This is a genomic window from Sphingopyxis sp. Root154, assembly GCF_001427105.1.
Lineage (GTDB): Bacteria > Pseudomonadota > Alphaproteobacteria > Sphingomonadales > Sphingomonadaceae > Sphingopyxis.
Map to the genome: position 1 here is coordinate 81,024 of NZ_LMGI01000001.1, position 22,400 is coordinate 103,423.

Sequence of the window (22,400 nt, forward strand, 5' to 3'; positions counted from 1 at the left end):
ATGACCATTTATTGCGATGAATCGGGCGGTCTCAACACCGGGGCGATGACCTTCTCCGCCGTGATGCTGACACCCAAGTCCGCGGCCGACATCCACGCGCGCTTTCGCAGCGTGACTGGGCTGCGCGGCGAACTAAAGGGCAGCCGGATCAGCATCGTCGAGCGCGCCTATCTGCTCGAACTCTTCGATCGCGCCGGCGGCCGCGCTTGGGTGGCCGTCGCCGAACGCGACAAGCTCGCGCAGAATCCCGGCGGCACCCTGCCCAGCGACCTCGCGCTCTATGGCGCTTTGCTCAACAGTGCGGTCGGCCACTGGCTGTCCGAAACCGGCGGGGTCTGTACCGACGTCGTGATCGACGACGGACGCTATGATCCGAAGATCCTTTCGCATGTACGCGAAGAGATACAGGCGGGACTCGGCCAATGGGGCCGTGCGTCGCTGGCCGACAGCAAGCGCAGCGACGGGGTCCAGATCGCCGACGTGATCGCGAACAGCCTGTTCAATATCACGGTCGGTTCACCTCGCGCGCATCGCATCCAGCGGATCATCGAACCCATGCTGGCGTCAAAGGCCATCCGCATTGCCGAGTTGACCGAGGTCGACTGACACAAAAAGGGCCGCAGTTTCCTGCGGCCCCCTTGGTGATCGGATTATACAGCGCTTATTCGAAGTCGCTGCCACCACCCGCGGGGCTGCGCGGCGGCGCAGCGGCGGTCAGGCGAAGCGCTTCGGCCGAGCGGCTGATCGAGCTGATTTCATCGGGCGTATCGTCATCGTCAACGACGACCTTCTGCATCGAACCGACCAGCGTTTCCTTAAGGTCCTTCGGACGCACGGTCTGTTCGGCGATCTCGCGCAGCGCGACAACCGGGTTCTTGTCACGGTCGCGGTCGACGGTCAGCTCCGAACCACCCGAAATCTCGCGCGCGCGATGCGCGGAGAGCAGGACCAGGTCGAAACGGTTGGGAACTTTGTCGACGCAATCCTCGACGGTAACGCGGGCCATATTGTTTCCTTAGGTATAGGAGAGGCCAGCCCTTTGGAGGGGCGTGGCGGCAAGCGCTGCGCGCTAGCAGCACCGCTGCCCGATGTCAATCAAAGCGCTGCCCTTGCAGGCTTTACAGACACCGGCCTATGAGCGGTTGATGACCGAAGCCTGCGCACCCGTCGACTTGTCCGAAAGACTGACGGCGGACGTGGCCGGTCACCGGCTCGAGCTGATCTTCGACGGCGGCGAACGGCTGACCCGGCTGCTCGACCTGATCAACGGCGCAGCGCACAGCATCGACATCATCATGTATATTTTCGAGGGCGACGCCGCGGGCGTGCGCATCGTCGACGCCTTGCTGGTCGCCGCCAAACGCGGCGTTCGCGTGCGCGCGGTCATCGACAGCTTCGGGTCGGGGGACACCCCCGACGGCCTGTTCGCACCGCTTCGCGATGCCGGCGGCAGTGTTACCTTCTTCTCGCGCCGCTGGCGCTCGACCTATTTGATCCGCAATCACCAGAAACTGATCCTGATCGACGAATATATCGCGGTGACCGGCGGCTTCAACATCGCCAACGATTATCTGAGCCCGCCGCGCAGCGACTGCTGGTTCGACATCGGAATGATCATCAAGGGACGGACCGTCGCGCACGCGGCGCGATGGTTCGCCGAGATCCACGAATACACCGTCAACGATGACGGCAAGCTCTTGATATTGCGACGGATGATCCGCGAATGGCCGGTTGATGGCGGCGCGGTATCATGGCTCGTCGGAGGCCCGACCCAGCGGCTGTCGCCATGGGCGCGCGCGGTGCGCGCCGACCTGGAAGACGCACGGCAACTCGACATGGCGATGGCCTATTTTTCCCCGGGCCAGGGAATGCTCCGCCGCCTCGGACGCGTCGCGCAGCGCGGGCGGGCGCGGTTCGTGATGGCGGGCAAGTCGGACAATCCGGCGACGATCGGCGCATCGCGGCTGCTCTATGGTTATCTGCTGCGCAAGACCGCCGATGTCTGGGAATATCGGCCGTGCAAATTGCATATGAAGCTGATTGTTATCGACGATGTCGTCTATATCGGGTCGGCCAATTTCGACGTCCGCAGCCTGTTCGTGAACGTCGAGGTTATGGTGCGGATCGCCGACGCGGGCTTTGCCGAAAAGATGCGCAACTTTCTCGCAAGGCTGCGGCCTGACAGTGAAGTGATCACACCGAATTCGCACAAGGCGCGCGCCAGCTGGCTGACGCGCATCCGCTGGACGCTCGCCTGGTTCATCGTCGGCATCGTCGATTATACGGTGTCGCGGAAATTGAACTTCGGGCTCGGCGATCCCGATCCCGAGGTTTAGTCCTTCCAGCCCCAGAATAGGAAGCAGGGCGGGACGTTGACCCATTCGAACGCATTGTCGATGCGATTGAAATGCACGGCGAGGAAATCGCGCGCGCGGGCACGGAACTGATAGACGAGGAAGGCGCCGCCGGGGCGAAGCACGCGGTGCGTCGCGGCGGCGATCGCCGGGCCGACGCCGGCGGGGAGCGTCGAGAACGGCAAGCCCGAAAGCACATAGTCGGCCTGTTCGAAACCGTGCGCGCGCACGATTTCCTCGACGTCGGCTGCCGATCCATGGACCGCGATGAAGCGACTGTCGCGGATGTCCTTGCGCAGATAGTCGATGAAATCCTCGTTTGTGTCGATCGCAATCAGCGTCGCATCGCCCGACATGCGTTCGAGCACCGGGCGGCAGAAGGTGCCGACGCCGGGGCCATATTCGACGAACAGCTTCGTGTTCTTCCAGTCGACGGGCTTCAACATGTGGCGGATCAGCGTCCGCGACGACGGCACGATCGATCCAACCATCACCGGATGCTTGATGAAGCCGCGGACGAACATGCCCCACGGCCCGAAAAAGCGCTTGAGGCCCTCGCGCAGCCGACGGCCTAGCGGAGCTTTCTTTTCTTGGGCCTGCGCCCGCGGATTGGTCATGATGGCTTTCGCGTTGTTGCGGTTGCCAAGGGCGTGGCAAAATCGGCGCCGGGGCGCAAGGAAAGAGTCTGTCTTGACTCTGGACAGCGGAGCCCTCGCGTGTAGGGAGAGGCGGCGTTACCGACCACGGGCAAGGAGGGGCGAACATGGCGACGACATCGCATTCCATCCCCTCCGACCGTATGGCGGTGCTCTTCGCGGTGATGCTGGTCGCCGCCGCGGGCAACACCGCGATGCAATCGATCCTGCCCGCAATCGGCGCCAAATTGCGCATCCCCGACGTCTGGGTCAGCCTGGCGTTCAGCTGGTCGGCATTGCTCTGGGTGCTCACCGCGCCGCATTGGGCGCGCCAGTCGGACAAGCGCGGTCGCAAGGCATTGATGGCGCTCGGCGTCATCGGCTTCCTGTCATCGATGGCCTTGTGCGGGTTGACCCTCTGGGCCGGACTTCAGGGCTATCTCGCCGCGGGCGTCACTTTTATCGTCTTCGCTGTGTTTCGCAGCCTTTACGGCGGCTTCGGCTCGGCGTCGCCCCCCGCGGTGCAGGCCTACGTCGCCGCGCGCACCGATCCGGAGCAACGGACGCAGGCGCTCTCGCTCGTCTCCTCCTCCTTCGGGCTCGGCACCGTCATCGGCCCGGCGATCGCGCCCTTCTTCATCCTGCCGATCGTTGGCCTCGCCGGCCCATTGCTTGTCTTTGCGCTGATCGGCCTCGGTGTGCTCATCATGCTGCGCTGGCGCCTGCCCGACGACATGCCCCGCTATGCCGCGCGCGGCGCGATCGTTTCCTATCCCACCACGGGTGGCTCACCGCAGACCGCCGCCGAAGAAGCCGAGGACCAGGTCCTCGATCAGACCGCCGACACCCCTACCCTTCGCTGGACCGACACCCGCGTCCGTCCATGGCTGCTCGCCGGGCTGTTCGGCGGGCAGGCGCAGGCGATGGTGCTCGGGGTGATCGGCTTCCTGATCCTCGACCGCCTGCACCTGCGCCTGCGTCCCGATGAGGGCGCCGCGATGACGGGAATCGTGTTGATGGCAGGCGCGTTCGCGACACTGCTCTCGCAATGGGGTCTGATCCCATTACTCAAAATGTCGCCGCGCACTGCCGTACTCTGCGGCGCCAGCCTTGGCGGCCTGGGGACGGTGATGACCGGCCTATCTTATGACTTCCACGGCATCATTATCGGCTTCGCGCTCGCCTCGCTCGGCTTCGGATTGTTCCGTCCGGGTTTCACTGCGGGCGCATCGCTATCGGTGCCGCGCCGCGACCAAGGCAGCGTCGCGGGGATGACCGCGTCGATCAACGGATCTGCCTATATCGTGTCGCCCGCGGTCGGTGTGCTGCTCTATAATTGGCACCCGATGGTCGCGTACGGCCTGATGGCGGGCTTTTGCGGCTGGCTGGTCCTGTGGGGCTGGACGGCGCTGAAACCGAACCAGCCCAAGGAACAACAGCTTTAGTCGGCCGTATCGTCGTGCTTACGCTCGCGAACGGGCTTGAGCATGCCGGGCGCGAAGAAGCCGATCGGATCGACGCTCATCGCGGCCTGCTTGATCTCGCCCTGGATCTTTTCATAGTCCTTTTCCATCGCCTCGGTCACCGAGGCGCGGGTGTCCTTCAGGGCCGATTCGAAATCCTCCATCGTGACCGTTTCGCTGTCGAGTGAGCGCTTGAGCGCGGCAAGCCCCGCGCGCCGCGTCAGATCTTCGAGGTCAGCACCGGTGAAGCGATCAGACTTTTCGGCTAGCACCGCGAGGTCGACATCCTTCGCGAGCGGCATCTTGCTCGTCTGGATTTCGAGGATACGCCGACGCCCTTCCTTGTCGGGCACCGCGACGTAAATCAGTTCATCAAGCCGCCCCGGACGGAGCAACGCCGGGTCGATCAGATTCGGACGGTTGGTGGCGCCGATGACGACCACCGACTGCATCTCCTCGATCCCGTCCATTTCGGCGAGGATCGTGTTGACGACACGCTCGGTCACCTGCGGTTCGCCCGACGCCCCGCTGCCGCGCGCGGGCACCAGGCTGTCGAGCTCGTCGATGAAGATGATGGTCGGTGCAACCGCGCGCGCGCGGGCGAACAGGCGCGCGATCTGCTGCTCGCTCTCACCATACCATTTCGAGAGCAAATCCGACGACTTGATCGAGATGAAGTTGGCGTCGGACTCGCGCGCCGCCGCCTTCGCCAACAGGGTCTTGCCGGTTCCGGGGGGCCCATAGAGCAGGAAGCCTTTCGCCGGACGAATGCCAAGCCGGCGGAACGCCGCGGGGTTCTTCAGCGGCAGTTCGATTCCTTCGATCAGCTTGTCGCGCGCGGCGTCGAGCCCGCCGATGTCGCTCCATCGGGTTTTCGGCGCCTGCACCATCACTTCACGCATCGCCGACGGCTGCACGCGTTTCAGCGCATTATTGAAATCCTCGCGCGTGACGCGAAGCTCTTCGAGAACCTCGGCCGGAATCGTGCCTTCGGCAAGATCGAGCTTCGGCATGATTCGCCGCACCGCCTCAATCGCGGCTTCGCGGGTCAGCGCCGCCATGTCGGCGCCGACGAACCCGAAGGTCGTCCGCGCGAGTTCGGCGAGATCGACATCTTCCGCCAACGGCATGCCGCGGGTGTGGATGCCCAGGATTTCGCGCCGCCCGTTCTCGTCCGGAACACCAATCACGATTTCACGGTCGAAGCGACCGGGACGACGCAACGCTTCGTCGATCGCATCTGGGCGATTGGTCGCGGCAATGACGACAAGGTTCGTCCGCGGCTCGAGCCCGTCCATCAGAGTCAAGAGCTGAGCAACGAGGCGCTTCTCAGCCTCGCCCTGTACCTGTCCGCGCTTGGGCGCGATCGAATCGATTTCGTCGATGAACAGGATCGAGGGCGCGGCCTTTGCCGCAGCCTCAAAGACATCCCGCAGGCGCTTTTCGGACTCGCCATAGGCGCTGCCCATGATTTCAGGGCCGTTGATCAGGAAGAATTGCGCATCGCTTTCATTGGCCACCGCACGCGCAAGCCGCGTTTTGCCCGTTCCCGGCGGGCCGTGCAGCAACACGCCGCGCGGCGGATCGACACCGAGGCGCTGGAACAGTTCGGGATAGCGCAGCGGCAGTTCGACCATCTCCCGCAGCTGGTCGATCGTATCCCCAAGACCGCCGAGGTCATCGTAGGTGACGTCGGTGCGGCGCGCGTCCTGCGGCTCCTGATATTCGGGGAGCAGCTCGATTTCAGTATTCTCGTCAATGAAGACGACGCCCTTAGGCGTTGCGGATACGACGAGCAGGCGCACTTCGGCGAGCGCGTAGGCCGGCGCGTTGAGCATCTGGCGAAGCTGCGGCGGCATGTCACCGGAGGGCAGTCGCTGCTGTCCTGCGGTCGCGACCGTGTCGCCTGCGACCACCGGGCGGCCAAAGAAGCTGCGCTTCAATGCATTGGCCGACCCCTGAAGGCGCAGATTTTCCTGCGCCGGCGCGAACACAACGCGCGTCGCTGGACGCGTTTCCACACGGCTCAGTTCCACCATATCGCCGGCGCCAGCACCCGCATTGGCGCGTTGCAGGCCGTCGAGACGGATGACTTCCAGCCCTTCATCTTCGGCATAGGGCAACACGACGCGTGAAGCGGTTTGCCGCTTGCCGCTGATCTGGACGATATCGCCTTCGGTCACGCCAAGTTCGGCCATCGCCGAGCGTGGAATTCGGGCGATGCCCCCACCGCTCTCTTCGGCACGCGAATTCGCCACCTGCAGTTTCACCAGTTTTTCTTTTACCGCTGCGTCGGCCAAAGCGTGTCTCCCGCAAAATAGTCAGAATGCCGAAGATAGGATGGTCGTTCCTGATTTACGACCCCTCACCCGTACCGAGGCTCCGTCCTTTTATGACGCACTGCACAAAATTCTGGCAAGTCCGGCGAGGTCATGTCATCATCGGCAACCGATGCCACGTCTTCCCCCCATCAGCAGCATGGAAGCCTTTCTCGAGGTCGCCCGTCACGGCACGGTCAAAGCGGCCGCAATCGAACTCGGCCTGTCGATGCCCGCGCTTTCGCGCCGCATCCAGACATTAGAACACACCGTCGGCCGGCCGCTGTTCAACCGCCACCACCATGGGCTCAGCTTGACCGAAGCCGGCCGGGCGCTGCACGAACAATTGTCGCCGATTCTCGACGAATTGCGCGGTGTGATCGAACAGGTCGGCAGCCCCGACGCCTCTTTGCGGCTGCACCTCAACGTCTTGCCGCTCTTCGCGCAGCAGCGCCTGTTCCCTCGGCTTCCCGAGCTTCGGCGCAAGCACCCCGAACTGCATATCGATATCGACACCATGTCGCATGCGGAAGCCCGGCTGGGGGACGGCATTGATGCCGCGATCGCCCTCGCGCGCTCGATCGATCCCGCGCTCTATGCCGCGCGGCTCGACCAGGACAAGGTGTTCCCGATTGCCTCGCGGACACTGAGCGACGGCGATCGCGCGATCACTGTGCCCGAACAGATGCAACGGATGACCGTCCTGCTCCACCGCGAGATGCCGGAGACCTTCACCGAGTGGAAGAAGGCGATCGGCATGCCTTATCTCGAGCCCGCGGGAATCGACTATTTCGATTCGGGGCCGCTGATGCTCGAAGCCGCGGCGCAGAGCATCGGTGTCGCTTTCATGCACGGCCATCATTTCGACGATGCGCACGACCCGCGCCTCGTCCGCCTGTTCGATTTCGATGTCGACAGCCCGTACAGCTATTGGTTCGTCTGCCGTCCCCGTGCCCTGCGGCAGCCGGCGGTCAAACTATTTCACGACTGGCTGCTTGCTGCGAAGATATGAGTTCGGGGTTGCCGGCGTGGCGCTTGGCCAGAACCATCTGGATGATATCCAAATAGAGGAAAAATGGTGCTGCTGGACAGGATTGAACTGTCGACCTCGTCATTACCAATGACGCGCTCTACCACTGAGCTACAGCAGCAACCGAAACGCCCGCAAACGGATGTTCGCCGGGCAGGCGCGGCCTATGGCGGGGCGCCCTGCACCTGTCAAGGTGCGAGGCTTGACGATAGGGCGATTTCGTGGGCATGACCCTTCGCGTGAGCAAAACCCCCTCTCCCGCCGACATCGAACGCGAGCGTCGCCTCGCCGAAGCGCTGCGCGCCAATCTGCGCAAGCGCAAGACACAGGCACGGGATAATAAGGCCGAAACGCCGCCTAAAGACTGACGGTCACCGTCACGTCGTCGCCCTCGGCGATCCCCTCGGTCTTTCGCACCATCGCCTTGACCGGCAGCAACCAGCCGCCACTTTCCTTGTGCGGGAAGACCGACGTATTCCACCGCGTGCCGCCGATACTCGCCTCGACACGCGCGGATCCGAATCCCTTTCGCCCGTCGAGCCACTGGCCGGTCATCGCCGCCATGCGAATATCATCGGCGGCGTCACCGGCGATGGTAACGAAGAACCAAGCGGCGGGCGCGGTCGCCGATTGCCAACGCCAAAGCGGCGTCGTGACCGTGAAATCCTCCAATGGCCTATTTCACCGGAACCGGACGCATGGGCACCGGAATGTTGCAGATGTCGGCCCCGCCCGCCGGCGTGATGAAAAAGGGATCGCGCCGGTTCTGCCGCGCATCGGCGTAGCGCGCAAAGCTGTCACTTTCGGTCGACAGATACTCAAAGCGCGGCTGGTCTGCCGCAGGCAGTTCGGTCGCAACGCGAATCGAGGCGATCGCGACGCGTTCGGCCGCATCCTCATAAAAGCCGAGTGCGCCCGTCCCGCGCGGCAGGCTCGATAGATGCTCGATCCCGCTGATCACGCGGCCCACGACCGCTATATTGCGGTCGAGATGACGCGGGGCATGGCCGATGACGGTATAAAGTTCGGCCCCCGACCCCGTGTCAGGAGACATATTGCGGCCGACTCCGACGGCGCCATAGCAGTGGACGGGCCATAATTCGCCGTCCTTGCCATGGCCGACAGGCCAGCCCCAAAGCGCCTGGGTGGACGCATAGGGGTCTGGAATGATCGGCGCGGAATTATGCATCGCTCTCGCGGCGTGCCATCCCCCGGCACCCGCGCGACTGACGACATATTCACTCTCCGTCATCGCCGCCAACCCTGCCGGCAATGCCTTCTTCTCGGTCGCGTCGCCCCATTGCGCGACATAATTGTCCTGCACGCGGTTGACGCTCGTTCCGTCCCACCAGTGTGCGGCGGCGAGCTTGCGGATATTGCCGATCCACCCCTGACTGAACGGCGCGGGCATCAGCTGGATGACGACGCGGCGCGTTTTGCCTTTGGCGTCAGGCGCGAGGTCCATCACCAGCAGGTCCGACGGCGCAATGGCGATCCAGTCGCTCGCCGCCGCCGCAGCGGCCATCTCCCCCGGCGATGGGATCGGTGCGGGCTCCGCGCCATGTGCGGGAAGGATGAGCGACGCAGCCGCGACGGCCGACAGGAGCAGATGTTTCATACCCAATGTCTGCCATGCCCAATCGGCTTGCGAAAGCCCTGCCAAGCGATTAGGGCGCCCGTTCCAGAGCATGCGGAGCGGTGGCCGAGTGGTCGAAGGCGCTCGCCTGGAAAGTGAGTATACGTCAAAAGCGTATCGAGGGTTCGAATCCCTCCCGCTCCGCCACCGGAACAGAATTCCGGTCAAATCGGCTCGATCCTCGATGGGGCATCCGCTTTTTGCGCGGTCAACAGGGACAAGCAGCCGTCGAGAAGCGCGGAGTTCCTTGTCAGTTAGGCAGTGCCGAGGATAGCCGGGCAGCACAGTTGCTGCACTCCAAAAGATCGGTTCGTGCTGCTTGCCGACTGTCCATTCGTGGTTGAAAATGTCAGAATCCGGGCGCGATATGTTCGCTTGGATGCTCGAAACACGATCCCACTAGCGATTTCGAACGCCACGCCGTAAAGGCGCGGCCATGCGGATCGCGATCATCGACACCAGCACGACGCGCGCGGCGATCATCTCCGATGGTTTACGCGAGGCGGGGCTCGACGATCTGGTGCTGATCGATCCGGCGGGTGCGCTGGTCGCGCAAATCGAAGCGGCGAAACCCGAAGTCATATTGGTCAATCTTGAGAATCCCAGCCGCGACCTGCTCGAGGATTTCTTCGCTATGTCGCGCGCTCTGGCCCGGCCGATCGCGATGTTCGTCGACCAGAGCGATACCGAGGCAACCGGCGCCGCGATCGACGCGGGCGTGTCGGCCTATGTCGTCGACGGCCTGTCGAAGCAACGGATCAAGCCCGTCATCGATCTCGCGGTGCGACGTTTCCAAGCCTTTTCGCGGCTCCAGCGCGAACTCGACGAAGCCAAAAATGCGCTGGCGGAGCGCACGGCGATCGATCGCGCCAAGGCGATCCTGATGAAACGCCGCGCAATCGATGAGCCCGCCGCCTACGCGCTTCTGCGGGGCCAGGCGATGCGCACCAACCGCCGGATCGCCGAGATCGCCGAAGCGATCGTCACGAGCGACGCGCTCCTGGGAGACATGGAATGAGCGCCGAGACATTTCGTATCGGTTTCCTGCCGCTGGTCGACGCCGCGCTGCCGATCCTCGCGCACGAACTGGGCTTTGCGGCGCGGGAAGGGATCAGCATCGAACTGGTCCGCGACATGACGTGGGCGACGGTGCGCGACCGGCTGCTCTATGGCCACACCGACGCGGCGCATATGATCGCGCCGCTCGCGATCGCCACCGCGCTCGGCCGCGACCGGCCGGCGGTGCCGATGGCGGTGCCTTTCGTGCTCGGGCTCAACGGCAATGCGGTGACCTTTTCGACCCAGCTCGCAAGGGATGTGGGGCTTGGCGAAACGCTCGGCGATCCGGCGACCATCGGCGCGGCGCTGCGGCGCGTGGCGGCAGCGCGAAAAATAGCGGGAAGGCCTCTGCGCTTTGGCGTCGTGCATCGCTACTCCAGCCATAATTATATGCTTCGCTATTGGCTCGCGGGCGTGGGCATCCGCCCCGACACCCATGTTGACATCGTCGTCACCAGCCCGCCCTTTGCCGCCGATGCGCTGGCGGCGGGCGAAGTCGATGGCATCTGCGTCGGCGAGCCGTGGAATTCGATCGCGGTCGAACGCGGCGTCGGCCATATCGCGCTCGCCACGGCACAAATATGGCGCCGCGGCGTCGAAAAAGTCCTCGCGATGCGCGAGGCCATCGCCGATGAACGGCGCGATGCAGTCGAGGCGTTGCTGCGTGCGCTCCACGCCGCAGCCGCCCATTTCGTCGAGCCCGGCACCGCCGAGGAAAGCGCCGACATATTGGCGCGGTCCGAATATCTCGGCGCACCGCGCGATGCGATACTGCGCGCGATCACCGACCGTATCCGCCTCGTTCCCGGCGGCGAACCGATCCACTATCCCGATTTCATGTTCCAGCATCGCGAAGCCGCCAACTTCCCATGGCGCAGCCAGGCCGCGTGGCTCTATTCGCAGATGCTCCGCTGGGACGGTGTGACCTATTCGGCGACCGACGCCGCCACGGCAGGCGCGGTGTTCCGCCCCGACATTTATCGCGCCGCATTGGCCGGGTCCGGCGCGCCCCTTCCGGGCGCCAGTTCAAAGCTCGAAGGCGGCATCGGCGAACCCCTCGGCGCCGGGTCGGTTCAGGGCCGCCTTGTCCTTGGCAGCGACCGATTTTTCGATGGCCGCGCATTCGATCCCGACGACATTCAGGGCTATCTTGCTGATCTCAAATAGATTTTTCGACGTGTCGAATTTTATGCTGCACCTGCGAAATAACCGGTTGCGCCGATAGGGCGAATCAGGCAGTCTTGACGCACTCGGCAAGGATGCCGGGGCAGGATAAAGCGGCTACGGCTCCAACGACGGGGCCGGTCCGCGCGGCAGGTGGGGAGCCTTTTCCCCGCACTCCAACAGGCAATGAAGCCGTCAGGATGCGCCCGCGTGGCCGCCGTCCTGGCGGCTTTTTTATTGCCCGTCGCACAAGGGGACGGACGATGACGGACATGATGAACGGCGCCAGCGCCGGGGCAAAATCGAACTTCTGGACCAGCGGGCACTGGCCAACGCTGCTCGCGGCCTTTCTCTATTTCGACCTCGCCTTCATGGTGTGGGTCATCCTCGGGCCGCTGGCGCCCGCAATTTCCGAAGATCTGGGGCTCACCCCCGCGCAAAAGGGGTTGATGGTCGCGGTGCCGACATTGGCAGGCGCGTTGCTCCGCGTCGTCAACGGCCTTCTCGTCGACCGGATCGGTCCGAAGCGGGCGGGCGCGATCAGCCAGCTGATCGTCATCGCCGGACTGTTCACCGCATGGACCATGGGGGTTTCAAGTTTTGCCGGCACGCTGGCGCTGGGCATCATCCTCGGCTTCGCCGGCGCGAGCTTTGCGATCGCGCTGCCGCTCGCGAGCCGCTGGTATCCGCCCGAACATCAGGGCAAGGCGATGGGGCTCGCCGGCATGGGCAATTCAGGCGTTGTGCTCGCGGCGCTCTTCGCACCCAGTGTCGCCAAACTATTCGGCTGGAACGCCGTACTCGGCCTCGCGTGCATCCCGCTGACCATCGTCTTCTTCGTCTATCTCGCGATGGCGAAGGACGCGCCGAACGCGCCGGCACCGAAGAAGCTGGCCCATTATTTCGAGCCGCTCAAGACCGCCGACGCCTGGTGGCTGATGGCCTTTTACGCAGTGACCTTCGGCGGCTTCGTCGGACTCGCGGCGTCGCTGCCGATCTACTTCACCGACCAGTTCCACCTGACCCCGGTGATGGCAGGTTATTGCACTGCGGGCTGCGTCTTCGCCGGATCGCTCGTGCGTCCGATGGGCGGCGCGCTCGCCGACCGGATCGGCGGGGTGAAAGCGCTGATGATGGTCTTCGTCGTCGCGGCGCTGGCGATTGCCGGGGTGCCCCAGGCGAACACGCTGCCTGCCGCGCTCGGCCTATTCGTGATCGCGATGCTCGCGCTCGGCACCGGGAATGGCTCGGTCTTCCAACTCGTGCCGCAGCGCTTTTCAGCCGAAATCGGCGTGATGACCGGGCTCGTAGGTATGGCTGGCGGGATCGGCGGCTTCTACCTCGCCTCCTCGCTCGGCTTCGCCAAGCAATGGGCGGGCACCTTCGCCCCTGGCTTCTATATCTTCGCCGGACTTGCGGTGGTCGCGCTCGTCGCGTTGCTCTTCGTCAAGGGCCAGTGGCGCCGGACCTGGGGCGCCGCCGAAGGCGTGCGGATCTGATCGATGACTTGCACGCTCATCTTCCTGGCCACGCTCGCGCCCGCCGGATTGGCGCAAGCACAGGATATCGTCCTGACGCCGATCGGCGAGGCGCGCCTGCGCTATGAGAGCGTCGATCAGGACAGTCTGCCCACCGATGCCGAGGCGCTGACGCTGCGCGTCCGCGCCGGGGTCGAGGCCAAGGCGGGCAACTGGTCTGCGCTCGTCGAGGGGCAAGGCAATCTGGCAATCGTCGATGACTATTTCGACGGACTCTACGGAGCGGCCACCCGTCCGCTGATCGCCGACCCCGACAATATCGCCCTCACCCGCGCGCAAATTCGCTATGCGTCGCCCGCCTTCGCGCTCACCGCGGGGCGGCAGCGGCTCGGCTTCGACGACGAGCGTTTCGTCGGCAGCGTCGGCTTTCGCCAGAACGGCCAGAGCTTCGACGCCGTGCGCGCCGAAGTCACGCTCGTAAAGGGCGTGAAGGCTGACGTCGCCTATGCGTGGAGCGTGCGGACGATCTGGGGCATCGACGGCACGGGCGCGCGGCAACAGGCGGTGTCGGGAGATAATCTCTTCGGCAACCTCAGCGCGCAGACCCCGATCGGCAAGCTCGCCACCTTTGCCTATCTCGTCGATCAGGACGAGGCGGCGATGCAAGGTTTTCGCATATCGAGCCAAAGCTATGGCGCTCGCCTCGACGGGTCGCAGGCCGTCGGCAAGGCGAAGATCGCTTACCAGCTGAGCTACGCGCGCCAGTCTGACTGGCACCGCAATCCGAACAATTACGGCGCCGACTATTATCTCGCCGACGTAGCTGTCGATCTTGGAGGCCCCCGGGTCGGCGTCGGGTACGAGATACTCGGCGCCGACGACGGGGCCGCGCTCACCAGCTTCCAGACCCCGCTCGCGACGGGTTTCAAATTCCAGGGCTGGACCGACAAATTCCTCACCACCCCGCCCGACGGCGTGCGCGACCTGTATGCAAGCGTGGGCTGGAACTGGAAGGCTGTCGGACCGCTCAAGGCCGTGACGCTGCAAGCCGCGTACCACGACTATCGCAGCGACCGCGCGAGCCGCTCCTATGGCGACGAAATCAATCTGCTCGCGAGCGCGAAGCTCGGCAAGGTCACCGCGGCCGCCCGCTACGCGCATTACAAGGCCGACACTTTCGCCACCGATACCGACAAATTCTGGCTGCAACTGGACTGGATGCTTTGATGAAACACCACCCCCTCAAGCCCGAGGGCGACACGCGCGACCATCTGGTCGTGATCGGCAACGGCATGGCCGGCTGCCGCGCGGTCGAGGAGCTGCTCGCGCGCGATGCTGCCCGCTACCGCGTGACGATTTTCGGCGCCGAGCCGCGGGTCAATTACAACCGCATCATGCTGTCCCCCGTGCTCGCGGGCGAGAAGAGCTTCGACGACATCGTCATCAACGACGCCGAATGGTATGCGGCGAACGGCATTGCGCTGGTCGCAGGCGACCCGGTGGTTGCAATCGACCGCGGTACAAAGACGGTGACGACGCGCGGCGGCGAGACCGAAAGCTATGACCGGCTGCTGATCGCGACCGGCTCCGATCCCTTCATCATCCCGGTGCCGGGCAAGGACCTGCCCGGGGTGATCGCGTTTCGCGACATGGACGATGTCGACACAATGCTCGCGGCCGCGGATGCGGGCGGCGATGCGGTCGTCATCGGCGGCGGGCTGCTCGGGCTCGAAGCCGCGCACGGGCTTTCGCTCCGCGGGATGAAGGTCACCGTCATCCACCTGATGCCGACCTTGATGGAACGCCAGCTCGACGAGGCGGCGGGCTGGCTGCTCAAGCAGGCATTGGAAGGCCGCGGCCAGACGATCTTGACCGGCGCCGACACCGCCGAGATCGTGGGCGACGGCAAGGTCGAGGGGGTAAAACTCAAGGACGGGACGCTAATTCCCGCCAGCCTCGTCGTGATGGCGGTCGGCATCCGTCCCTCGGTTGCGCTCGCGCGCGACGCGGGCCTCGCGGTCGGGCGCGGCATCCAGGTCGACGACCATATGGTGACGAGCGATCCCGCCGTGCTCGCGGTCGGCGAATGCGTCGAGCATGACGGGCAGGTCTATGGCCTCGTCGCGCCGCTGTGGGACATGTGCCGTAGCCTCGCCGACGGGCTCGTCGAACAGCCGACGGGCTATCGCGGATCGGTGACCTCGACCAAGCTCAAGGTATCGGGAATCGACGTGTTTTCCGCGGGCGATTTTTCGGGCGGCGACGGGTGCGAAGACATCGTGCTGCGCGACGCGAGCCGCGGTGTCTACAAGCGCGTGATCGTCAAGGACGACCGGATTGTCGGCGCGGTGCTCTATGGCGATACCGCCGACGGCAGCTGGTATTTCGACCTGCTCAAGAAGCAGGAGGATGTCTCCGAGCTTCGCGACCTGCTGATCTTCGGCCAGTCCTTCGCCTCAGGAGGGGGCGCGGCGGACCCTAAGGCGGCCGTTGCGGCGCTCTCGGACGATGCTGAGATCTGCGGCTGCAACGGCGTCACTAAAGGCCAGGTCGTCTCGTGCATCGCCAAGGGCGCGCGCAGCCTCGATGCGGTACGCGGCACCTGCAAGGCGTCGGCGAGCTGCGGCAGCTGCACCGGACTCGTCGAGAATCTCCTCGCGCTGACGCTCGGCGACGAGGTGCAGGCGGGCCCGAAGACGATGTGCAAATGCACGAGCTTCGGCCACGACGACGTTCGCCGCGAGATCGTCGCGCAGGGCATGCGCTCGATCCCCGAGGTGATGCAAAAGCTGCACTGGACGACCCCCGACGGTTGTTCGTCTTGCCGCCCGGCGCTCAATTATTATCTGCTCTGCGCGCTGCCCTGCGACTATGTCGACGACCAGCAGAGCCGCTTCGTCAACGAGCGGATGCACGCCAACATCCAGAAGGACGGCACCTATTCGGTCGTGCCGCGCATGTGGGGCGGGCTCACCAACCCGACCGAGTTGCGCGCGATCGCCGATGTCGTCGAGAAGTTCAATGCGCCGATGGTCAAGGTGACCGGCGGCCAGCGACTCGACATCTTCGGGATCAGGAAAGAGGATCTTCCCGCGGTCTGGGCCGACCTCAATGCCGCCGGGATGGTGTCAGGGCACGCTTATGGCAAATCGCTGCGCACGGTGAAGACCTGCGTCGGGTCCGAATGGTGCCGCTTCGGCACGCAGGATTCGACCGGGCTCGGCGTCAAGATCGAGCGGATGAGCTGGGGCAGCTGGATGCCGCACAAGTTCAAGATCGCGGTGTCGGGCTGCCCACGCAACTGCGCCGAGGCGACGATCAAGGATTTCGGCATCGTCTGCGTTGACAGCGGTTACGAGCTGCACGTCGGGGGGAATGGCGGCATGCACGTCCGCGTGACCGACCTGCTCTGCAAGGTCGCGACCGAGCAGGAGGCGATGGACTATTGCGCCGCCTTCATCCAGCTCTACCGCGAGGAAGCCCGCTATCTCGAGCGCACCGCGCCGTGGATCGAGCGCGTCGGGCTGGCACATATCACCGCGCGGATCGTCGACGATCCGGCAGGCCGCGAGGCGCTGCGCGCACGCTTCCTCTATTCGCAAAGCTTTTCGCAGGACGATCCGTGGGCGCAGCGCGCCGAGGGTGCCGAGGCCGAGCATCATGCGCCGATGGCGCGCTTTACCCCCCAGGAGGAACTCGCATGACCGCAGAATGGCTCGACATCGGCTGGGTCGACCAGATTCCAGTACGCGGCAGCCGCACGGTACAGGTCGAAGGCGGCGACGACATTGCGGTCTTCCGCACCGCCGAGGGCAAGGTGTTCGCGCTGCTCGACCGTTGCCCGCACAAGCACGGTCGGCTGAGCCAGGGCATCGTCCACGGCGGCGCGGTCGCCTGCCCGCTCCACAATTGGCGGATTTCGCTGTCGACCGGCGAAGCGCTCGGCGAGGACAAGGGCTGCACCCCTACCGTGCCCGTGAAGATCGACGGCGGCCGCGTCCTCATCTGCCGCGCGAGCACTTTGAAGGCCGCGGCCTGATGAACGCAGCCGTCCGCACCACCTGCGCCTATTGCGGCGTTGGCTGCGGTATCCGCGCGACGGTGACGGGCGAACGGGCGGTCGAAATCGCGGGCGATCCCGACCATCCTGCCAACAGGGGCAGGCTCTGCTCGAAGGGCACGCATCTGGGCGAAACCGTCGGGCTCGAAGGCCGCCTGCTCGCGCCCATGATCGGAAGGAAGCGCGCCAACTGGGGCAAGGCGCTCGACCTCGTCGCAAAGCGGTTCAAGGAAACCATCGCGCGCCACGGCCCGAACAGCGTCGCCTTCTACGTCTCGGGGCAATTGCTCACCGAGGATTATTATGTCGCCAACAAGCTGATGAAAGGCTTCATCGGCACCGCGAATATCGACACCAACTCGCGGCTCTGCATGTCGAGCGCAGTCTCGGGCCACACGCGCGCGTTCGGCGAAGATATCGTCCCCGCGACCTATAACGACCTCGATGCCGCCGACCTGATCATCCTCGTCGGATCGAACACCGCCTGGTGCCATCCGATCGTCTATCAACGCATCCGCGCACGCTGCGAGGCCGGGGCAAAGCTTGTCGTCATCGACCCGCGTCGCACCGAGACTGCCGAAGAGGCCGATCTGCATCTCGCGATCCGCCCCGGCAGCGACGTCGCGTTGATGAACGGCCTGCTGCAATGGTGCCGCGAGGCGGGCGCGCTCGACGACGGCTATCTCGCCGCGCATGTCGCGGTGCCCGACAGCTTCTGGGATGAACTTGGAGAGGGGAATGACCTGTGGTCGGTGGCGCGCGCGTGCGACGTGCCCGTCGCCGACCTCAGGCGTTTCTATGAACTGTTCGCCGCAACCCCGCGCACGGTGACGATGTTCAGCCAGGGGATCAACCAGTCGACGTCGGGCACCGACCAAGTGAACGCGATAACCAACCTCCATCTCGCGACCGGACGCATCGGCAAGCCCGGAGCGGCGCCCTTCTCGATCACAGGCCAGCCCAACGCGATGGGCGGGCGCGAGGTCGGCGGGCTCGCCTCGACCCTCGCCGCGCATATGGATTTCGCGCCCGAGAACCGCGACCGCGTCCAGCGTTTCTGGGCCGCGCCGGCGATGGCGGAAAAGCCGGGCCTGAAGGCAGTCGACCTGTTCCGCGCGGTCGGCGAGGGGCGCATCAAGGCGCTGTGGGTGATGGCGACCAACCCCGCGGTGTCGATGCCCGACGCGGGCCGCGTGCGCGAAGCCCTCGCCGCCTGCCCATTCGTCGTCGTCAGCGACGTGATCGAAAAGACCGACACCGGCGCCTTCGCGCATGTCCGCCTGCCCGCCGCTGCGTGGGGCGAAAAGGATGGCACGGTCACCAACAGCGACCGCACGATCAGCCGCCAGCGCGCGCTGTTTCCGCTGCCCGGCGAGGCGATGCCCGACTGGTGGATCGTCAAGGAGGTCGCGCGGCGCATGGGCTGGAAGACCGCCTTCACCTATGACCGTCCGGCCGACATCTGGCGCGAGCATTGCCGCCTGTCGACCTATGACAATGACGGCGCGCGCCTCTTCGCGCTCCCCGGCGCCGCACAGGGCGGCAATGCCGCCTATGATGACATCTTGCCCTTTCGCTGGGGCGGCGAGCACGTCTTTGCCGATGGCACCTATCCGACCGGCGACGGCCGCGCGCGGCTGGTATCCATCGCCCAAAAGCCCCTACCCGAACCGCTTACGAAATGGCCGTTGACGCTCAACACCGGCCGCTATCGCGATCAGTGGCATACGATGACGCGCACGGGCCTCGCGCCCAAGCTCGCGCGCCACCGCGAGGAGCCGCTGGTCGAGGTGCATCCCGATGACGCCGCGCGGCTCGGGCTTGCCGACGGCGGACTCGCGCGCGTCGAAACCCCGCAGGGCGATAGCGTCTATCGCACCGTCGTTTCGGAAGGCCAGCGCCCCGGCGAGCTGTTCGTCCCGATCCACTGGACCGACCGAACCTCGAGCGGCGGTCGCACCGGGCTCCTCCCGCGCCCGCTCGTCGACCCCGTGTCGGGGCAGCCGGGCTTCAAACGGACCCCCGCCGCGATCGCGCCGGTCGCGACGAAATGGCGGGGTTTCCTGTTGCTCGCGAACGAACTCGACGAACGGCCCGCCTGCCTGTGGGCGACCCGCGTCGCGGTGCCGGCGGGGGTGCTCTGGGAACTCGCCGGCAACGGCGACCTCAAGCGCATCGAAGCGCTGCTCCCGCGCGGAGAACGGATCGAGGCGCACGACAGGGCGCGCGGGACACGCCGCGTCGCGGTCGTCTCCGGAGGGCGCCTCGCAGGCGCGCTGTTCGTTACGGAGAGCGGTGAATTGCCGCCGCGGGACTGGCTGATCGCACAACTCGGCGCCCCCGAAATCGCACCCACGCTGCTCGCCGGCCGGGCACCGGGCGTCCAGGCCGACCGCGGCCCGATCATTTGCGTCTGCTTCGATATCGGATTGAAGACGATCGCCGCGGCCATCCGCGACCAGCAACTCGCCGACGTCGCCGCAATCGGCGGTGCGATCAGCGCGGGAACCAACTGCGGATCGTGCCGCCCGGCGCTCGCCCGCATATTGGCAGAGGAGGCGAGCGATGCAACCTGACGATTTTCCGCCAGGCACCGTCTGGCTCGTGGGTGCCGGGCCCGGCGATCCCGAGCTTTTGACGCACAAGGCGATCCGGCTCATCGAACACGCCGACATCATATTCCATGACGCCCTCGTCGGCCCTGCAATTCTCGATCTCATCCCGGCGGGGGTCGAACGCGTCAGCGTCGGCAAGCGTTCGGGTCGCCATTCGAGGAATCAGCAGGAGATAGACGCTCTGCTGGTGGCCGCCGCCGCGGCAGGCAAGCGCGTCGTTCGACTGAAAGGCGGCGATCCTTCGGTATTCGGCCGTTCGACCGAGGAAATCGCCGCCTTGCACATGGCCGGCTATCCGGTTTTCGTCTGCCCCGGCATTACCGCGGCGAGCGCCGTCGCAGCGTCGGCCAAAATATCACTCTCGCTCCGCGACGTCGCGCGCGACGTCCGCTTTGTCACCGCACACAGCCGCCGCGGCGCGGCGCTCGATCTCGACTGGCACTCGCTCGCCCGCTGTGGATCGACCCTTGCCTTCTATATGGGGCGCGACGCGGGGCCTGAAATCGCCCGCGGTCTCATCGGCGCAGGCATGCCGGTGGATATGCCTGTCATGATCGCCTGCAACGTCAGCCGCGCCGACGAACAGCGGCTCATGACGCGCCTCGACCTGCTCGGCCTTGCTACGCGCGCGCTGGCGAACGACGCGCCGACGCTTATCCTAATCGGTGCTGCGGTTATGCCTGCCATGTCGGCAAAGATTCTTGCGACTGAGGCGGACAGAACGATATAGCATCGATGTCGACATCGTGCTCGCAACCAAAACGAACAAACCCAACTTTTTATGGCGTGGTCGCTTAAAGAGGCCGCAGCCAAGCGACGCGTGCTTACTGCAGCAACCGCAATACTCGATGACGCTGGCAATCCTGTAACCGGGCGCGGCGGGAAACCTCTCACCCAATCCAATGATTTGGGCCGTGTCATCGTCTACCTACGCGATCACGTCGGCCGGAATATGCTTGGCCTGCACGCCGGTGCACCCGAAAACTTCCTCGACCAAATTTTGTTGGCCTATCGCTGTCGCAACAAGATTGCACACGAAGGTGGTATTAGCGTTCCTGGCGCGCCCTCAATTGCAGGCTGTTCGGGGCAATTCGCATTCAGGGTGAAAGATTGGGCGGCTGAAGTTGTGCGACACGAGTCCAATTTAGCAGCGCGGTAGACACTTCGCGACGTGAAGCGGTGAGATTGGGGCGGAAAATCAGACTTCTACTGACGAATGTGCCGAAATCGGTGGCTGATGTCGTTTTCGCGGTTCCACAGCGCATATGGATCTCAAATCCCCTAGGTAGGACCCGCAGATTTTTCCGCAGTTTTCCGCCGTTTCTTGCGAATAAGCATGATTTCTTGCGACCCTCGTCGCAACGGTGCTGTTGCCTGCGAGATTCCTTTCCGGCCCCCTGCATTCCTTAAATGCGAAACGGCTGTTTCACGTCACCTCGCGGCGTCATCAAATCCTCATTGCCGGGCAGAGTAGACCTGTTCTCGCCGCCTCCTTGCAGGTATGCTTCCCGCTATGACGGCATGGATCGATTATCTGATCAACAGCGATGATCCGGCGGACAAAGTCTTACTTAACGAACACCGCGCTCGCTCATGGGCGTACGCTCAGACGATGCAGTGGGTCGTGGCGCGCGACGGGCCCGAGGCCGATGCGTTCGAGAGGCTCCGGCAAGAGAACGATCTGGTCAACGAGCTACAGGACCGTATCCACGCCCGCGGATTCGAATTGATGGAAAGCGGCGTACCACCTGCGTCAGTGGAACAAATTGCAGCTTGGAACGCGACCTGGGTGCCTCTGGTGTCGAACTTGCAAGATGACGAGACCTCTCCACACTGGGCATGATCAGCGCCAGTGGGATGGCCGATATCTCATAGTGGTCGAGTGCGAACTACCGGGTGGCGACACTCCCCCCACCGAGGGACGCCAAGGGGGCTGCATGAAAATGCCGGAAAGGCCGTGCTCCACTGGCGCGGCCTTTCTTGCATCGCAACCTCTCTAGGTCGTGCCGGACCGCAAGGGCCGATTTAGCGCTTCGGCAGGCGCCAGTTCACCTTGTTCCGATAAGTGCCGCCCACCGCCTCGCCTTGAGCATTTTGCCGGGGCCGAACCGGGCTCGGGCTTGGACAAGTTGGCATGTCATCGCGTCGAGATCGTCGTGGCCGCTCGACGAAACAATCTCGCACCCGACGGGCCATCCGTCTGCACCGTACCGCACCTTAAACTCGACGCTGCCTTCGCGCTTCTCTCTTCGCGCGCTAATCGGATAATCCCCCATCGTTACCCAAGTAACAGGATGGGTTTTCACCGAACCAGGACGCTCAAGGCTCCTGCGAGGAATGGGGGTTGGCGCCGACGCGGGTGCCGCAAGCGCGAAGATCATTGCGGTCAGAATCATTGTCATCCCCTATCTCAGCGCTGGTGCTTCCAGTGCCGCTGTCTTCCGCTTGAACCACGGATCGGTCGCGAATGGTAACAAGCGACCAAATTCCGACGCCTAAAAATTACACCAATCTACACAGCGACTGCCACCCGTCAGCGCTTCTCGGTCGGGATTGCGCCACGACGATATCGGTCCGCACTGTTCCAA

The 22,400-nt window shown here is 64.6% G+C and carries 21 protein-coding genes and 2 tRNA genes; 16 read left to right on the forward strand and 7 right to left on the reverse strand.

The genetic code is table 11. The features are described 5' to 3' along the window. The gene (locus tag ASD73_RS00355) at positions 1-606 is read left to right on the forward strand and encodes a DUF3800 domain-containing protein (RefSeq protein WP_056370123.1); all 606 of its coding nucleotides are present in this window, start codon (positions 1-3) and stop codon (positions 604-606) included. Between the two features lie 55 nt (positions 607-661). Here the strand turns inward: ASD73_RS00355 and rpoZ are convergent, their stop codons facing one another. Beyond that, positions 662-1,006, reverse strand: coding sequence for a DNA-directed RNA polymerase subunit omega (gene rpoZ / locus ASD73_RS00360; protein WP_037515032.1), 345 nt, complete (start codon positions 1,004-1,006; stop codon positions 662-664). A gap of 139 nt (positions 1,007-1,145) precedes the next feature. Between rpoZ and ASD73_RS00365 the strand changes: the two genes are divergently transcribed. Continuing rightward, positions 1,146-2,336 (forward strand): phospholipase D-like domain-containing protein, encoded by a 1,191-nt coding sequence (locus ASD73_RS00365; protein ID WP_056370121.1) that lies wholly within the window; start codon positions 1,146-1,148, stop codon positions 2,334-2,336. On the opposite strand, the gene ASD73_RS00370 is transcribed toward ASD73_RS00365, so the two are convergent. Further along, positions 2,333-2,971, reverse strand: coding sequence for a class I SAM-dependent methyltransferase (locus ASD73_RS00370; RefSeq protein WP_156377228.1), 639 nt, complete (start codon positions 2,969-2,971; stop codon positions 2,333-2,335). The genes ASD73_RS00365 and ASD73_RS00370 overlap by 4 nt on opposite strands. Before the next feature lie 146 nt (positions 2,972-3,117). Between ASD73_RS00370 and ASD73_RS00375 the strand changes: the two genes are divergently transcribed. Continuing rightward, positions 3,118-4,434 (forward strand): MFS transporter, encoded by a 1,317-nt coding sequence (locus tag ASD73_RS00375; protein ID WP_056370119.1) that lies wholly within the window; start codon positions 3,118-3,120, stop codon positions 4,432-4,434. Here the strand turns inward: ASD73_RS00375 and ASD73_RS00380 are convergent. After that, the gene (locus tag ASD73_RS00380) at positions 4,431-6,752 is read right to left on the reverse strand and encodes a CDC48 family AAA ATPase (protein WP_056370117.1); all 2,322 of its coding nucleotides are present in this window, start codon (positions 6,750-6,752) and stop codon (positions 4,431-4,433) included. The genes ASD73_RS00375 and ASD73_RS00380 overlap by 4 nt on opposite strands. Before the next feature lie 151 nt (positions 6,753-6,903). Between ASD73_RS00380 and ASD73_RS00385 the strand changes: the two genes are divergently transcribed. Then, positions 6,904-7,782 (forward strand): LysR substrate-binding domain-containing protein, encoded by an 879-nt coding sequence (locus ASD73_RS00385; RefSeq protein ID WP_056370115.1) that lies wholly within the window; start codon positions 6,904-6,906, stop codon positions 7,780-7,782. Between the two features lie 64 nt (positions 7,783-7,846). Here the strand turns inward: ASD73_RS00385 and ASD73_RS00390 are convergent. After that, positions 7,847-7,921 (reverse strand) — tRNA-Thr (locus ASD73_RS00390). A 118-nt stretch (positions 7,922-8,039) separates the two neighbouring features. Between ASD73_RS00390 and ASD73_RS23385 the strand changes: the two genes are divergently transcribed. Further along, complete coding sequence (locus ASD73_RS23385; protein ID WP_268800170.1) at positions 8,040-8,168, forward strand: hypothetical protein; 129 nt, start codon at positions 8,040-8,042, stop codon at positions 8,166-8,168. Here the strand turns inward: ASD73_RS23385 and ASD73_RS00395 are convergent. Both ASD73_RS00395 and ASD73_RS00400 read right to left on the reverse strand, forming a co-directional pair. Further along, positions 8,158-8,472: a DUF1905 domain-containing protein gene (locus ASD73_RS00395; RefSeq protein WP_056370114.1), complete on the reverse strand. Its 315-nt coding sequence runs from the start codon at positions 8,470-8,472 to the stop codon at positions 8,158-8,160. The two genes, ASD73_RS23385 and ASD73_RS00395, sit on opposite strands and share 11 nt — an antisense overlap. 4 nt (positions 8,473-8,476) lie before the next feature. After that, on the reverse strand, positions 8,477-9,418 hold the full coding sequence (locus ASD73_RS00400) for a peptidylprolyl isomerase (RefSeq protein WP_056370112.1): 942 nt from the start codon (positions 9,416-9,418) through the stop codon (positions 8,477-8,479). A gap of 74 nt (positions 9,419-9,492) precedes the next feature. Here ASD73_RS00400 and ASD73_RS00405 point away from each other — a divergent pair. The 11 genes from ASD73_RS00405 to ASD73_RS00450 all read left to right on the forward strand — a co-directional run bounded on the left by ASD73_RS00405 (position 9,493) and on the right by ASD73_RS00450 (position 21,655). Next, positions 9,493-9,583, forward strand: a tRNA-Ser gene (locus ASD73_RS00405). Between the two features lie 289 nt (positions 9,584-9,872). Continuing rightward, the gene (locus ASD73_RS00410) at positions 9,873-10,454 is read left to right on the forward strand and encodes an ANTAR domain-containing response regulator (protein ID WP_056370110.1); all 582 of its coding nucleotides are present in this window, start codon (positions 9,873-9,875) and stop codon (positions 10,452-10,454) included. Further along, positions 10,451-11,662, forward strand: coding sequence for an ABC transporter substrate-binding protein (locus ASD73_RS00415; RefSeq protein ID WP_056370108.1), 1,212 nt, complete (start codon positions 10,451-10,453; stop codon positions 11,660-11,662). The genes ASD73_RS00410 and ASD73_RS00415 overlap by 4 nt, the downstream gene beginning before the upstream one ends. Positions 11,663-11,922: 260 nt before the next feature. After that, the gene (locus ASD73_RS00420) at positions 11,923-13,158 is read left to right on the forward strand and encodes a nitrate/nitrite transporter (protein WP_056370107.1); all 1,236 of its coding nucleotides are present in this window, start codon (positions 11,923-11,925) and stop codon (positions 13,156-13,158) included. Positions 13,159-13,161: 3 nt separating this feature from the next. Then, positions 13,162-14,364 (forward strand): alginate export family protein, encoded by a 1,203-nt coding sequence (locus ASD73_RS00425; RefSeq protein ID WP_056370105.1) that lies wholly within the window; start codon positions 13,162-13,164, stop codon positions 14,362-14,364. Next, the gene (nirB, locus tag ASD73_RS00430) at positions 14,364-16,841 is read left to right on the forward strand and encodes a nitrite reductase large subunit NirB (protein ID WP_056370103.1); all 2,478 of its coding nucleotides are present in this window, start codon (positions 14,364-14,366) and stop codon (positions 16,839-16,841) included. The genes ASD73_RS00425 and nirB overlap by 1 nt, the downstream gene beginning before the upstream one ends. Beyond that, the gene (gene nirD / locus ASD73_RS00435) at positions 16,838-17,176 is read left to right on the forward strand and encodes a nitrite reductase small subunit NirD (RefSeq protein WP_056370100.1); all 339 of its coding nucleotides are present in this window, start codon (positions 16,838-16,840) and stop codon (positions 17,174-17,176) included. The genes nirB and nirD overlap by 4 nt, the downstream gene beginning before the upstream one ends. Then, entirely contained in the window at positions 17,176-19,773 is a 2,598-nt protein-coding gene (locus ASD73_RS00440; RefSeq protein WP_056370099.1) for a nitrate reductase, read from the forward strand. Before nirD ends, ASD73_RS00440 begins: the two co-directional genes overlap by 1 nt. Continuing rightward, positions 19,763-20,542: a uroporphyrinogen-III C-methyltransferase gene (gene cobA / locus ASD73_RS00445; protein ID WP_056370096.1), complete on the forward strand. Its 780-nt coding sequence runs from the start codon at positions 19,763-19,765 to the stop codon at positions 20,540-20,542. Before ASD73_RS00440 ends, cobA begins: the two co-directional genes overlap by 11 nt. Before the next feature lie 51 nt (positions 20,543-20,593). Further along, positions 20,594-20,971, forward strand: coding sequence for a hypothetical protein (locus tag ASD73_RS23100; RefSeq protein ID WP_156407312.1), 378 nt, complete (start codon positions 20,594-20,596; stop codon positions 20,969-20,971). Positions 20,972-21,325: 354 nt separating this feature from the next. Further along, on the forward strand, positions 21,326-21,655 hold the full coding sequence (locus tag ASD73_RS00450; protein WP_056370094.1) for a hypothetical protein: 330 nt from the start codon (positions 21,326-21,328) through the stop codon (positions 21,653-21,655). A gap of 205 nt (positions 21,656-21,860) precedes the next feature. Here the strand turns inward: ASD73_RS00450 and ASD73_RS23495 are convergent, their stop codons facing one another. Then, entirely contained in the window at positions 21,861-22,214 is a 354-nt protein-coding gene (locus tag ASD73_RS23495; RefSeq protein WP_082521262.1) for an energy transducer TonB, read from the reverse strand. Positions 22,215-22,400: the final 186 nt, after the last annotated feature.

What these genes read in the sequence shown, in the direction of transcription:
- ASD73_RS00355 (WP_056370123.1), top strand. Translation starts at nt 1, where the DNA reads ATGACCATTTATTGCGATGAATCGGGCGGTCTCAACACCGGGGCGATG.
- rpoZ (WP_037515032.1), bottom strand. Translation starts at nt 1,006, where the DNA reads ATGGCCCGCGTTACCGTCGAGGATTGCGTCGACAAAGTTCCCAACCGT.
- ASD73_RS00365 (WP_056370121.1), top strand. Translation starts at nt 1,146, where the DNA reads ATGACCGAAGCCTGCGCACCCGTCGACTTGTCCGAAAGACTGACGGCG.
- ASD73_RS00370 (WP_156377228.1), bottom strand. Translation starts at nt 2,971, where the DNA reads ATGACCAATCCGCGGGCGCAGGCCCAAGAAAAGAAAGCTCCGCTAGGC.
- ASD73_RS00375 (WP_056370119.1), top strand. Translation starts at nt 3,118, where the DNA reads ATGGCGACGACATCGCATTCCATCCCCTCCGACCGTATGGCGGTGCTC.
- ASD73_RS00385 (WP_056370115.1), top strand. Translation starts at nt 6,904, where the DNA reads ATGCCACGTCTTCCCCCCATCAGCAGCATGGAAGCCTTTCTCGAGGTC.
- ASD73_RS00400 (WP_056370112.1), bottom strand. Translation starts at nt 9,418, where the DNA reads ATGAAACATCTGCTCCTGTCGGCCGTCGCGGCTGCGTCGCTCATCCTT.
- ASD73_RS00410 (WP_056370110.1), top strand. Translation starts at nt 9,873, where the DNA reads ATGCGGATCGCGATCATCGACACCAGCACGACGCGCGCGGCGATCATC.
- ASD73_RS00415 (WP_056370108.1), top strand. Translation starts at nt 10,451, where the DNA reads ATGAGCGCCGAGACATTTCGTATCGGTTTCCTGCCGCTGGTCGACGCC.
- ASD73_RS00420 (WP_056370107.1), top strand. Translation starts at nt 11,923, where the DNA reads ATGACGGACATGATGAACGGCGCCAGCGCCGGGGCAAAATCGAACTTC.
- ASD73_RS00425 (WP_056370105.1), top strand. Translation starts at nt 13,162, where the DNA reads ATGACTTGCACGCTCATCTTCCTGGCCACGCTCGCGCCCGCCGGATTG.
- nirB (WP_056370103.1), top strand. Translation starts at nt 14,364, where the DNA reads ATGAAACACCACCCCCTCAAGCCCGAGGGCGACACGCGCGACCATCTG.
- nirD (WP_056370100.1), top strand. Translation starts at nt 16,838, where the DNA reads ATGACCGCAGAATGGCTCGACATCGGCTGGGTCGACCAGATTCCAGTA.
- ASD73_RS00440 (WP_056370099.1), top strand. Translation starts at nt 17,176, where the DNA reads ATGAACGCAGCCGTCCGCACCACCTGCGCCTATTGCGGCGTTGGCTGC.
- cobA (WP_056370096.1), top strand. Translation starts at nt 19,763, where the DNA reads ATGCAACCTGACGATTTTCCGCCAGGCACCGTCTGGCTCGTGGGTGCC.
- ASD73_RS23100 (WP_156407312.1), top strand. Translation starts at nt 20,594, where the DNA reads ATGGCGTGGTCGCTTAAAGAGGCCGCAGCCAAGCGACGCGTGCTTACT.
- ASD73_RS00450 (WP_056370094.1), top strand. Translation starts at nt 21,326, where the DNA reads ATGACGGCATGGATCGATTATCTGATCAACAGCGATGATCCGGCGGAC.
- ASD73_RS23495 (WP_082521262.1), bottom strand. Translation starts at nt 22,214, where the DNA reads ATGACAATGATTCTGACCGCAATGATCTTCGCGCTTGCGGCACCCGCG.